This is a genomic window from Streptomyces globisporus C-1027, from assembly GCF_000261345.2.
Taxonomy (GTDB): domain Bacteria; phylum Actinomycetota; class Actinomycetes; order Streptomycetales; family Streptomycetaceae; genus Streptomyces; species Streptomyces pakalii.
Map to the genome: position 1 here is coordinate 1,295,182 of NZ_CP013738.1, position 12,239 is coordinate 1,307,420.

Consider the following 12,239-nt stretch of genomic DNA (forward strand, 5'->3'; position numbering starts at 1 on the left):
GCTCCGGTCGCGCCGCACCACCCGACCGGGGCATGCGGGGGCGTACGGCTGACGGCGCGCCCCGCGTACCGGAGGCGCGCCGCCGCGTCAGCGTTCCGTGTGGTCCGCCGCGGCGAGCAGCGCCGTGTCCGGGTGGTCGGCGAAGATGCCGTCGATGCCGGTGGCGAAGTAGGCCGCGCAGGCGCCGAACACGTCCCCGTAGGCGTTGGGGTCGGTGCCGCGCCGGAAGTCGGCGGGCAGGAAGCTGTTCTCGTTGCGCAGGGTGTACGGGTGGAGCAGCAGGCCCTTGGCGTGCGCGTCCCGTACGAGCGTGGTCGGGGTGGTGAGCCGCCCCGAGGCGTCCTTGGGGATGACCAGGTCGAGGGTGGGGCCGATGCCCTGGGCGAAGGAGGCCATCCACTTCAGTCCGGCGGGCTTCACCAGGTCGGCGACCGTGCGCGGGTCGCCCGACTCGACGAAGTCCCAGGGGCGCTCCTTGGGGCCGGACAGCAGGACGATGCGCGGGGTGTCGACGAGCCGGGCCAGGCGCTGGACCGAGCCGGGCTCGAAGGACTGGAGGATGAGCGCGGAGTTCCGGCGGTCCCGGCCGTACCGGCGCAGCAGCCGGGCGAGCGGCTCCTCCAGGCCGAGGCCGAGCTTGCGGAAGTAGGTGGGGTGCTTGGTCTCGACGTACAGCCAGACGGGCTTTCCGCGCTTGCGGCCCTCCTTCTCGGCCCAGCGCAGGACCTCCTCGAAGGTGGGGATCGTCCACCGGCCGTTGTAGAGGGTGTTGTCGGGACGGTTGCCCGGGATGCGCTCCTTGGCCCGCAGGGTCTTGAGCTCGGCGAGGGTGAAGTCCTCGGTGAACCAGCCGGTGTAGGAGACGCCGTCGATGCTCTTGGTGGCCTTGCGGCCGGCGAACTCGGGGTGGTCGGCGACGTCGGTGGTGCCGGTGATGTCGTTCTCGTGACGGCAGACGAGATGGCCGTCCTTGGTCGGCACGAGGTCCTGCTCGACGATGTGCGCGCCCATGTCGAGGGCCAGCTGGTAGGAGCCGAGGGTGTGCTCGGGGCGGTAGCCGCTGGCCCCGCGGTGGCCGATCACCGTGGGTACGGGCAGATCGCGCAGCGAGCCGTGGCCGCCCGTGCCGTGGCCGCGGCCCTGCTCGGCGGCCTGGGCGGCGGCGGGCAGGCCGAGGGCCGCGGTGCCGAGGACCGCGGCGCCCAGAAGGGTCCGCCGGCCAGGGGTCTTCCGCGCACGCTCCGTCATGAATACTCCTCGCTCGGTGATGTCCGGGACCGGTCCAGCGAGGCCCGATCGTAGGCTGGGAGACGTAAGAGAGGACGGACCTTCGGCCAACGTGGCGGAAACACAGGTCAACACCGCGTATCCGCTCCGTGAACCCGATGTGCGATCAGCCCATACCCGCGAGTATCGTCCTCACCTGCACCGACCATCATCCGTCGGCACCGGCCACCGCCCGTGGGACCCGTTCCCGCGCGGCCGGCCCGGCCACGACACCGGAGGAACCGTTGTCCCGTCTCACGGTCATCAAGGCAGTGCTCGGACCGATTCTGCGCCTGATGTTCCGCCCCCAGGTGGAGGGCGCCGAGAACATTCCCGGGACCGGTCCGGTGATCCTCGCGGGCAACCACCTGACGTTCATCGACTCAATGGTCATGCCGATCTGTGTCGACCGGCCGGTGTTCTACATCGGCAAGGACGAGTACGTCACGGGCAAGGGGCTCAAGGGCCGGCTGATGGCCTGGTTCTTCACCGGCTGCGGCATGATCCCGGTGGACCGGGACGGCGGCCGGGGCGGCGTCGCGGCGCTGATGACGGGCCGCCGGGTGCTGGAGGAGGGCCAGGCCTTCGCGATCTACCCCGAGGGCACCCGCTCCCCCGACGGCCGGCTCTACCGGGGCCGTACGGGCATCGCGCGGCTGACGCTGATGACGGGCGCTCCGGTGATCCCGTTCGCGATGATCGGCACCGACAAACTGCAGCCGGGCGGCGCGGGTCTGCCCCGGCCGGGCAAGGTCACGGTGCGCTTCGGGGAGCCGATGGAGTTCTCGCGCTACGAGGGCATGGACCGCGACCGCTATGTGCTGCGGGCGGTGACGGACTCGGTGATGGCCGAGGTGATGCGGCTGTCCGGCCAGGAGTACGTGGACATGTACGCGACGAAGGCGAAGGCGGCCTGATTCCACGGGCCGTGCAGACGTGAGAAGGGCCCGCACCCCGGGGTGGGGTGCGGGCCCTTCGTCGTACACCCTTACGGGTGCTCGATGCCGTCCTCCAGCTTCTGGCCCCGGAGCAGGAACCAGGCGGCGACGGCCGCCGCCAGCAGGACCGCCGCGCCGACGCCCGCGGCCGACCGCAGTCCGTCGACGAACGCCTCCTGGGCCGCCGAGACCAGCGGCCCCGCCTGCGCGGCGGGCAGCGCCGCGGCCGATTCGACCGCACCGCCCAGCGACTCGTGCGCGGCCGACTCGACGTCGGCGGGGATGCCGGCCGGGGTCGGGAAGCCCCGGTAGACACCGGTGACGATGGAGCCGAGCAGGGCGATGCCGAGGGCGGCGCCCAGTTCGTACGCGGTCTCGGAGACGGCGGACGCGGAGCCCGCCTGCTCCTTCGGGACGCTGGAGAGGATGACGTCGGCGGTGACGGTGAAGGCGAAGCCCGCGCCGACGCCGACGACCAGCAGCATCGCGCCGAGCAGCGGATAGCCGGTGTGCTGGTCGAGCAGGGTCACACTGCCGAGGGCCAGACCGACCGCGGCCAGGCCGCCCGAGACGACGGAGCGGACCGAGAAGCGGCGGGCCGCGAATCCGGCCAGCAGACCGGCGGTCACCGCGCCGATCGCGGCGGGCAGTTCGGCGAGTCCGGCCTCCAGCGGGCCGCGGCCCTGGACCAGTTGCAGGAACTGGGAGAGGAAGAAGACCAGGCCCGACAGGCCGAGGATGGTCAGCAGGTCGGCGAGGACCGCGCCGGAGAAGCCCCGGTGGTGGAAGAGCCGCATGTCCAGCAGGGGTGCGGGCAGCCGCAGTTGCCTGCGGACGAACCAGGTCAGCGCGCCGACGCCGACGACGGCGGCCACGGCCGAGTCCCAGCTCACTCCGTGCGAGGCCGTCTCCTTGATGGCGTAGACGACACCGATCATGCCGACCAGGGAGAGCCCGACGCTGAGCATGTCCCACGGGCCGGGGGCCGGGTTCTTGGACTCGGGGATCAGCTTGATGCCGACGACCACGAGGACCGCCATCACGGGCAGGTTGATGAGGAAGACCGAGCCCCACCAGAAGTGTTCCAGGAGGAATCCGCCGACGACCGGGCCGACGGCCGCGCCCGCCGAGGCCATGGCGCCCCAGATCCCGATGGCGAGGCTGCGCTCGCGCGGGTCGTGGAAGAGGTTGCGGATCAGGGCGAGCGTGGACGGCATCAGGGTGGCGCCCGCGACACCGAGGAGCGCCCGGGCCACGATCATCATCTCGGGCGAGGTCGCGTACGCGTTGAGCACGGAGACCGCGCCGAAAGCCACGGCACCGATCAGCAGCAACTTCTTGCGGCCGATGCGGTCGCCGAGGCTGCCCATCGAGACGAGCAGGCCGGCGATGACGAAGGAGTAGACGTCACCGATCCAGAGCAGCTGGTTCCCGGTGGGCTCCAGGTCCTCGCTGAGGAACGGGGTGGCGAGACCGAGGACGGTGGCGTCCACGGCCACCAGCAGCACGGCGAGGACGAGGACGGCGAGCGCGATCCACCGCCCGGGGCGGCGTACCGCGTCCGTGGTGTCCGGGTTCTTCTCGGTGCTGATCATTGCTCCACGCTCCGGCGTGCTCCGCCGAGCAGCAGCTCGACGATCATGTACTGGAAATCCTGTGCGGCGACCCGGCCCGCCTGGATGGACCAGGCTCCGGTGCCGACGAGGCCGTAGAGGGCCTCGGTCAGCCAGGCGGGGGTGAGGTCGATACGGAACTCGCCGCGTTCCTGGCCGCGGCGGAAGAAGGCGGAGACGCGGGCGTCGGCCCGGTTCCAGCCCTCGTTGACCTCGTCGCCCTCGAAGAGCTGGTTCTCGTTGACGAGGAAGGACATCAGCCCGGCGCTGGGCTCGACGGCCGCGATGAGGCGGCGCAGCCCCTCCTCCGAGGTGCCCTCGTCGAGCCGGGCGGTGTCCAGGGCCGCCTCGAACTCCTGGAGGCCGAGGTTCTCCAGCGCCTTCACCAGGGCGTCGCGCCCGGCGAAGTGGCGGTGGAGGGTGGCCCGGCCGATACCCGCCGCCTTGGCGACCTCGTCCATGGTGGCGGTCGATTTACGGGTCAGCAGGGCGGCGGCGCTGCGCAGCACCTGCTCACGGTCGAGTGTCATGAGACGACCATAACCCATGTGAGACATTTTTGTCTCATCGAAGAGCGTGCGGGCTCACCCGGGGGCGAACCGGGCGCGGCGGGGTGGGACCGGGAAACAAAAAAGTGGCCGGAGGAAGAACCTCTCCTGGCCACTCTCAACTTATAGCGCATGGGGGGCCTTGCGGCAAGGCCCCCCAAATGCCGCAGAATCGTCCGCCGTAGCCGGGACGGGACGCCGCCCCCGTAACCACCCGCAGATCGGAACTGACGACGTGACACCCCTGACCACCAGCGCGTTCGACCTCCCCGACCGGCTCTCCCCCAAGGCCGACCCGGCGCTGATCGCCGAGGACGAGCAGCACTTCGCGGCGATCGCCCACTGCCTGGACCAGTCGGTCGCCGAGCTGACCGACCGGCTCGCGGCCGAGCGCCGGACGCCCGGCGGGGCGAGCCGGGCCGCGATGGACCGGGACGTGGAGATCCACCGGCTGACCGCCCGGCTGCGCACCCTGCGCCGGTTCGGCCTCGACCTGTGCCTCGGGCGCATGGTCCCCGCGGACGGCTCCGGTGCGCTGTACGTGGGACGGCTCGGCCTCACCGACAGCACGGGCCGCCGGCTGCTGGTCGACTGGCGCTCCCCCGCCGCCGAGCCGTTCTTCGGGGCCACCCACGGCGACCCGATGGGCCTGGTGAGCCGCCGACGCTACCGGTGGACCGGCGGCCGGGTCGGCGACTACTGGGACGAGGTGTTCGCGCCTGAGGGGCTCGCCGGGCATGCCGCGCTGGACGACCGGTCCGCGTTCATCGCGAGTCTGGGCTCCGCCCGGTCGGCCCGGATGCGCGATGTGCTGGGCACCATCCAGGCCGACCAGGACGCCGTCATCCGGGCGGGCTCCCGGGGCGTGCTCGTCGTCGACGGCGGGCCCGGCACGGGGAAGACCGTCGTCGCCCTGCACCGCTCCGCCTATCTGCTGTACGCCGATCCGCGCCTGGGCCACCGCCGCGGCGGCGTGCTGTTCGTCGGGCCCAACGAGCCCTATCTCGGGTACGTCGCCGATGTCCTGCCGAGCCTCGGCGAGGAGGGGGTGCAGACGTGCACCCTGCGGGACCTGGTCGCCGAGGGCGCGGCGGCGGGGCCCGAGAGCGATCCGGAGGTGGCCCGGCTGAAGGCGTCGGCGGAGCTGGTGGCGGCGGTCGAGCCGGCCGTCCGGTTCTACGAGGAGCCGCCCGCCGAGGGCGTACGGGTGGAGACGCACTGGTCCGACGTCTGGCTGAGCGCCGCCGACTGGGCCTCGGCCTTCGGGGCGCCGGACCCGGGCACGCCGCACAACCAGGCGCGCGACCAGGTCTGGGAGGAGCTGCTCACGACCCTGGTGGACAAGCACGAGGGCGATGCGCCCGAGGAGCACCTGCGCGCCTCGCTGCGGCGGAACCGGGAGCTGTTCGCCCTCTTCGACCGCGCCTGGCCGCTGATCGAGGCGGCCGACCTGGTCGCCGACCTCTGGTCCGTACCCGCGTATCTGCGTAAGTGCGCCCCCTGGCTGACCGCCGAGGAGGTCCGGCGGCTGCGGCGGGCGGACGCTCAGGCCTGGACGGAGTCCGACCTGCCGATCCTGGACGCGGCACGGCTGCGGCTCGGCGATCCGGAGGCGTCCCGGCGCCGGCGCCGCCACGAGGCGGCGGCCGCCGCCGAGCGGGAGCAGATGGACCGGGTCGTCGAGAGTCTGCTCGCCGACGAGACGCTGGCCGACGCCGATGCGGACGGCGAGGGGGCGCTGGTGATGCTGCGCGGGGAGGATCTGCGGGAGTCCCTGGCCACCGCCGACCGGCCGAGCGGGGTGGAGCCGGATGTGCTGGCCGGGCCGTTCGCTCACATCGTCGTGGACGAGGCCCAGGAACTGACCGACGCCCAGTGGCAGATGCTGATCCGGCGCTGCCCGTCCCGTAGCTTCACCGTCGTCGGGGACCGGGCGCAGGCCCGGAACGGGTTCCCCGAGACCTGGCGGGAGCGGCTTGAACGGGTCGGTCTCGACCGGATCACCCTGGCCTCGCTGACCGTCAACTACCGCACGCCGGAGGAGATCATGGCGGAGGCGGCGCCGGTGGTCCGGGCCGCGCTCCCGGACGCCAATGTGCCGGTCTCCGTCCGCAGCAGCGGCATCCCGGTCGCCCACGGCTCCGTCGACGACCTGGACACCGTTCTCGCCGACCGGCTCGCCGCGCACAAGGACGGGACCGCCTGTGTCATCGGCGCCCCGGACTTCCGGCCGACGGCCCGGGTGCGGTCGCTGACCCCGGAGCTGTCGAAGGGCCTGGAGTTCGACCTGGTCGTGCTCGTCGACCCGGAGACGTTCGGCGAGGGCGTCCGGGGAGCGGTGGACCGGTATGTGGCGATGACCCGGGCGACCCGGGAACTCGTGATCCTCACGCGTCCCTGAGGCCGCCGGGCCGGGTCGGCGGCACGGCTCGGCAGGCCGCCGGGCCGGGTCGGCGTCAGTGCCAGGGCAGCCCGGCGCGGTGCCGCCAGTACGCCTCCGGCTCCTCGACCAGGGCGTCGAGGCTCGCCCGCTGCTCGTCGTCCAGATCGACGACGGCGGCGTGCAGATTGCCGGAGAGCTGGGCGGCCGTGGCGGCGCCGGAGAGCACGACGCCCGCCCAGGGCTGGTGCAGGACGAGCGCCAGGGCTACGGCGTCGCCGCCCACCCCCGCGTCGGCGGCGATCTCCTGGAACACGGCGGGGGCCTCGTCCCCGGCGAGCCGCCCGTTGGCCATGCCCTCCTTGACGATCACGGTGAGCCCGGCGTCGTGGGCCTCGGCGAGCGCGGGCGCGGCCGAGGTCTCCAGGGCGTTGTAGGTGGCCTGGACCGTACGGAAGAGGGGCTCGCCGTCGACCGTGACGGCGAGGGCGGCCCGGATCGCGTCGGCCTGGGCGGGCCCGCTGGTGGAGAGGCCGACGGTGACGCCGTCGGCGGCCAGGGCGGCCAGCCGGTCGAGCAGTTCCTTGTCGGTGAGCGCCGGGCTGTCCGGGGTGACCGAGTGGACCTGGTAGAGGCTGAGCCGGCCCCCGAGGAGCTCGCGGGTCTCGGCGTACTGGCGCTCGAAGGTGGCGAGGCTGTGGTCCTTGACCTCGTGGTGCTCGGCCTCGACGCTCCAGTCGGCGGTGTAGGTGTAGCCCCATTTGGAGCCGACGACGAGGTCGGTGAACGAGGGCCGGGCGTCCAGCCACTCGGCGAGGAACTCCTCGGCGCGGCCGTAGGAGCGGGCGGTGTCGACGTACCGGACGCCCTGCGCGTAGGCGGCGTCCAGGAGCTCGTGGGTACGGGCGCGCAGGGCGTCGGGGTCGCGGTCGGCGGGCAGGTCGCGGTCCCGATGGAGGTTGATGTAGCCGGGCCTCCCTACAGCGGCCAGGCCGAGTCCGATGTGGGCGGTCGGGGTCGTCGCGGCGGCCAGGGCGGCGAAGGGCATCGCGGGCTCCTCGGGGTCGGGTTTCGGTTACTCCTACCCCGGTGAACGTAGCTCGCGACACCCTTCGTGGACCTCTTACGACACCGCCACCACCTGCTGCCCTTACCGGCGGGCAGTCGCCCAGGCGTGCTGGACCGCCAGGTCTTCCTTCACCTCGGCGAGCTGCACGGCGACGGCGGAGGGGGCCGTCCCGCCCCGGCCGTCGCGGGAGGCGAGGGCGCCCCGCACGTTGAGGACCGTGCGGACCTCGGGGGTGAGGTGCTCGGAGATCTTCGCGAACTGCTCGTCGGTGAGCTGGTCCAGCTCGATGCCGTGCTGCTCGCACTCCTTGACGCAGGCGCCGGCCACCTCGTGCGCCACCCGGAAGGGGACACCCTGCTTGACCAGCCACTCCGCGATGTCGGTGGCGAGGGAGAAGCCCGCCGGGGCCAGCTCCTCCATCCGCTCGCGGTTGACGGTGAGGGTGGCCATCATGCCGGTGAAGGCGGGGAGCAGGACTTCCAGCTGGTCGCAGGAGTCGAAGACGGGCTCCTTGTCCTCCTGGAGGTCCCGGTTGTACGCCAGCGGGAGCGCCTTGAGCGTGGCGAGGAGGCCGGTCAGATTGCCGATGAGGCGGCCGGACTTGCCCCGGGCCAGCTCGGCGATGTCCGGGTTCTTCTTCTGCGGCATGATCGAGGAGCCGGTGGAGAAGGCGTCGTGGAGGGTGACGAAGGAGAACTCCTTCGTGTTCCAGATGATGACCTCCTCCGCGATCCGGGAGAGGTTGACGCCGATCATCGCGGTGATGAAGGCGAACTCCGCGACGAAGTCCCGTGAGGCGGTGCCGTCGATGGAGTTGGCGACCGACCCGTGCTCGAAGCCCAGGTCGGCGGCGACCGCCTGCGGGTCGAGCCCGAGCGAGGAACCGGCGAGCGCCCCGGAGCCGTACGGGGAGACGGCGGTGCGCTCGTCCCACTGACGCAGCCGCTCGGCGTCCCGGGACAGGGACTGCACATGGGCGAGCACGTGGTGGGCGAAGAGGACGGGCTGGGCGTGCTGGAGGTGGGTCCGGCCCGGCATCGCGACGTCCGCGTTGGCCTCGGCGAGGCCGACCAGCGCGCTCTGGAGGTCGGCGATCAGGCCGCCGATGATCCGGGCGTGGTCGCGCAGGTACATCCGGAACAGCGTGGCGATCTGGTCGTTCCTGGACCGGCCGGCCCGCAGCTTGCCGCCGAGGTCGGGGCCGAGACGCTCCAGGAGTCCGCGCTCCAGGGCGGTGTGGACGTCCTCGTCGGCGATGGTGCCGGTGAACGAGCCGTCCGCGACGTCGGCTTCGAGCTGGTCGAGGCCCTCCTGCATCCGGGTCAGCTCGTCCTCGGTGAGCAGGCCCGCCTTGTTCAGGACACGGGCGTGGGCGCGGGAGCCGGCGATGTCGTACGGGGCGAGCCGCCAGTCGAAGTGGACGGAGGCGGACAGCTTGGCCAGCGCCTCGGCCGGTCCGTCGGCGAACCGCGCGCCCCAGAGCCGGACGTCACCGTTGTTGCTGCTCACTGCGTGCTCCTCAAGAACGAAGGCCCAGGTAAAGACATAAGCGAAGGCAGGGTGCGGATATGCGGCCGCCTCCCCGCCGCGTGACGTCGGGGAGGCGGCTGTACAACGAGAGGGAGTCAGGCGAGGTCGCGCTTGGCCGCGATCTTCGAGGAGAGACCGAAGATCTCGATGAAGCCCTGTGCCTTCGACTGGTCGAAGGTGTCGCCCGAGTCGTAGGTGGCGAGGTTGAAGTCGTACAGCGACTCCTCGGACTTCCGGCCGGTGACGACGGCGCGGCCGCCGTGCAGGGTCATCCGGATGTCGCCGGTGACGTGCTGGTTGGCCTCGTTGATGAAGCCGTCCAGGGCCCGCTTCAGCGGGGAGAACCACAGGCCGTCGTAGACCATCTCGCCCCACCGCTGCTCGACCTGCCGCTTGTAGCGGGCCAGCTCGCGCTCGACGGTGACGTTCTCCAGCTCCTGGTGGGCGGTGATCAGCGCGATCGCGCCGGGCGCCTCGTACACCTCACGGGACTTGATGCCCACGAGCCGGTCCTCGACCATGTCGATCCGGCCGATGCCCTGGGCGCCGGCCCGCTCGTTGAGCTGCTGGATCGCCTGGAGGACGGTGACGGGGCGGCCGTCGATGGCGACCGGGACACCCTCCTTGAAGGAGATGACGACCTCGTCCGCCTCACGCTGGAGGGCCGGGTTCTCGGTGTACTCGTAGATGTCCTCGATCGGCGCGTTCCAGATGTCCTCCAGGAAGCCCGTCTCGACGGCCCGCCCGAAGACGTTCTGGTCGATGGAGTACGGCGACTTCTTGGTGGTCGCGATCGGGAGGTTCTTCTCCTCGCAGAAGGCGATCGCCTTGTCCCGGGTCATCGCGTAGTCCCGGACCGGGGCGATGCACTTCAGGTCGGGGCCGAGCGCGGAGATGCCGGCCTCGAACCGGACCTGGTCGTTGCCCTTGCCGGTGCAGCCGTGGGCGACGATCCCGGCGTTGTGCTTGTGGGCGGCGGCGACGAGGTGCTTGACGATGGTCGGCCGGGAGAGGGCCGAGACCAGCGGGTAGCGGTCCATGTAGAGGGCGTTGGCCTTGATCGCCGGGAGGCAGTACTCCTCGGCGAACTCGTCCTTGGCGTCCGCGACCTCGGCTTCGACGGCACCGCAGGCGAGCGCGCGCTTGCGGATGACGTCCAGGTCCTCGCCGCCCTGGCCGACGTCCACGGCAACGGCGATGACCTCGGCGCCCGTCTCCTCGGCGATCCAGCCGATGGCGACGGAGGTGTCCAGGCCGCCCGAGTAGGCGAGTACGACGCGCTCGGTCACGGGTTTCTCCTTACGGTGCAATCACTGATGGGTATAACTATGCGGTCCTCCGTATTGTTTGTCAAAGCGGCAGGTCAGAGGGGCGCTCTTGACTGCATGGCGGAGAAATTCCGGCACTTTCGGTCCGGAGGGCACCTAGCATCGGCAGCCGAGCACGGGGAGCGGGGAGGGGCAGTGGTGGACGGCAGTTGCGGGCGGCGGGGCTGCAGAGGCGCCCGGCCCCCGGGTACCGGTGACGCCCCGCCCGAGGAACGCCGCCGGGCCGAACGGGGCGGGCCCGCCGGAAGTGCGCCGCTGGGCCGTACGGAGCAGGTCCGGTGGGGCCTCGGCCCCGGTCGCCGTACGGTCCGGAGCATGCGCAGATCACTGGTGACCGCCGCCGTTCTCCTCGCCCTGGCCGGCTCCCTCGGGGCCGCCCCCGCCTCCGACGCACCGCCCCTGCCGGACCGGCTGGCGGACACGGGCGGCGGCACGCAGCTGATCACCGCCGAGGCCCCGGACGCCGGGTCCACCACCGGCACGGTGACCTGGTGGGAGCGGCGCGGGGGCCGGTGGGCGGAGGCGGGGTCCGCGCCCGCGCGGTTCGGGGCGAACGGGCTGGCCGAGGGGGCGACCCGGGAGCAGGGCACCAGCACCACGCCGACCGGGCTGTACGACCTGCCGTACGCCTTCGGCATCGAGGACGCCCCGGCGGGGACGACGTATCCGTACCGGAAGGTGGACGACGACTCCTGGTGGTGCCAGGACAACGACTCGGTCGCGTACAACCGCTGGGTGGAACCGCGGCCCTCCCACTGCCGGGCGGCGGAGGCCGAGCACCTGGTCTCCTACGGCACGCAGTACGCCCGGGCGCTGGTGATCGGCTTCAACTACGAGCAGCCGGTGCGCAATCGGGGCGCGGGGATCTTCCTGCATGTGAACGGGCGCGGGGCGACGGCGGGTTGTGTGTCCGTACCCGCCGACGCCATGGCGGAGATCCTGGCCTGGGCGGAGCCGGAGCGGCGGCCGCACATCGCGGTCGGGACCTCGTCGGGCCCGACCGCGATCACGCGCTACTGAACGGAGCGGCTCAGCGGTCGTTCTGAGCGAGCCTCAGCAGATGGTCGGCCAGCGCCTGACCGCCGTGCGCGTCGCGGCTGATGAGCATCAGGGTGTCGTCGCCCGCGATGGTGCCGAGGATGTCGTGCAGTTCGGCCTGGTCGATGGCCGAGGCGAGGAACTGGGCGGCGCCCGGCGGCGTACGGAGCACCACGAGGTTGGCCGACGCCTCGGCCGAGATGAGCAGTTCGGCCGAGAGCCTGCGCATCCGCTCCTCCTTGGCCGAGCCGCCCAGCGGGGCTTGCGGGGTGCGGAATCCGCCCTCGCTGGGCACCGCGTAGATCAGCTCGCCGCCGGTGTTGCGGATCTTCACGGCGCCCAGCTCGTCGAGGTCGCGGGAGAGCGTCGCCTGGGTGACGCTCAGCCCGTCGTCGGCGAGGAGCTTGGCCAGCTGGCTCTGCGAGCGGACCGGCTGCCGGTTCAGGATGTCCACGATCCGGCGGTGGCGGGCGGTGCGGGTCTGCGGCACGGACGGCCCGCCGTGCTCGGATTCCTGCGCCTCGGTCAT

General features: G+C 72.0%; 10 protein-coding genes. 3 read left to right on the forward strand and 7 right to left on the reverse strand.

What is annotated here, in order from left to right:
- Positions 1-87 precede the first annotated feature (87 nt).
- Complete coding sequence (locus WQO_RS05565; RefSeq protein WP_010057232.1) at positions 88-1,248, reverse strand: glycerophosphodiester phosphodiesterase; 1,161 nt, start codon at positions 1,246-1,248, stop codon at positions 88-90.
- A 263-nt stretch (positions 1,249-1,511) separates the two neighbouring features.
- Here WQO_RS05565 and WQO_RS05570 point away from each other — a divergent pair, with 263 nt between their 5' ends.
- A complete protein-coding gene (locus WQO_RS05570) occupies positions 1,512-2,183 on the forward strand; it encodes a lysophospholipid acyltransferase family protein (protein WP_006123280.1) in 672 nt (223 codons plus the stop codon).
- A 71-nt stretch (positions 2,184-2,254) separates the two neighbouring features.
- On the opposite strand, the gene WQO_RS05575 is transcribed toward WQO_RS05570, so the two are convergent.
- Positions 2,255-3,799, reverse strand: coding sequence for an MFS transporter (locus WQO_RS05575; RefSeq protein ID WP_010057231.1), 1,545 nt, complete (start codon positions 3,797-3,799; stop codon positions 2,255-2,257).
- Entirely contained in the window at positions 3,796-4,347 is a 552-nt protein-coding gene (locus WQO_RS05580; RefSeq protein ID WP_010057230.1) for a TetR/AcrR family transcriptional regulator, read from the reverse strand. The genes WQO_RS05575 and WQO_RS05580 overlap by 4 nt, the downstream gene beginning before the upstream one ends.
- Positions 4,348-4,600: 253 nt before the next feature.
- Here WQO_RS05580 and helR point away from each other — a divergent pair, with 253 nt between their 5' ends.
- Entirely contained in the window at positions 4,601-6,766 is a 2,166-nt protein-coding gene (helR, locus tag WQO_RS05585) for an RNA polymerase recycling motor ATPase HelR (RefSeq protein ID WP_010057228.1), read from the forward strand.
- A 55-nt stretch (positions 6,767-6,821) separates the two neighbouring features.
- Here helR and WQO_RS05590 read toward each other — a convergent pair whose 3' ends face one another.
- The 3 genes from WQO_RS05590 to WQO_RS05600 all read right to left on the reverse strand — a co-directional run bounded on the left by WQO_RS05590 (position 6,822) and on the right by WQO_RS05600 (position 10,633).
- On the reverse strand, positions 6,822-7,793 hold the full coding sequence (locus WQO_RS05590; RefSeq protein WP_010057226.1) for an aldo/keto reductase: 972 nt from the start codon (positions 7,791-7,793) through the stop codon (positions 6,822-6,824).
- Positions 7,794-7,895: 102 nt separating this feature from the next.
- Positions 7,896-9,323 carry an argininosuccinate lyase gene (gene argH, locus WQO_RS05595; RefSeq protein WP_010057224.1) on the reverse strand — a complete coding sequence of 476 codons (1,428 nt, stop codon included), beginning with the start codon at positions 9,321-9,323 and terminating at the stop codon, positions 7,896-7,898.
- Positions 9,324-9,439: 116 nt separating this feature from the next.
- On the reverse strand, positions 9,440-10,633 hold the full coding sequence (locus WQO_RS05600) for an argininosuccinate synthase (protein WP_010057223.1): 1,194 nt from the start codon (positions 10,631-10,633) through the stop codon (positions 9,440-9,442).
- Between the two features lie 354 nt (positions 10,634-10,987).
- Between WQO_RS05600 and WQO_RS05605 the strand changes: the two genes are divergently transcribed.
- Entirely contained in the window at positions 10,988-11,692 is a 705-nt protein-coding gene (locus WQO_RS05605) for a L,D-transpeptidase family protein (RefSeq protein WP_029181981.1), read from the forward strand.
- Between the two features lie 10 nt (positions 11,693-11,702).
- On the opposite strand, the gene WQO_RS05610 is transcribed toward WQO_RS05605, so the two are convergent.
- The gene (locus tag WQO_RS05610) at positions 11,703-12,239 is read right to left on the reverse strand and encodes an arginine repressor (protein WP_010057221.1); all 537 of its coding nucleotides are present in this window, start codon (positions 12,237-12,239) and stop codon (positions 11,703-11,705) included.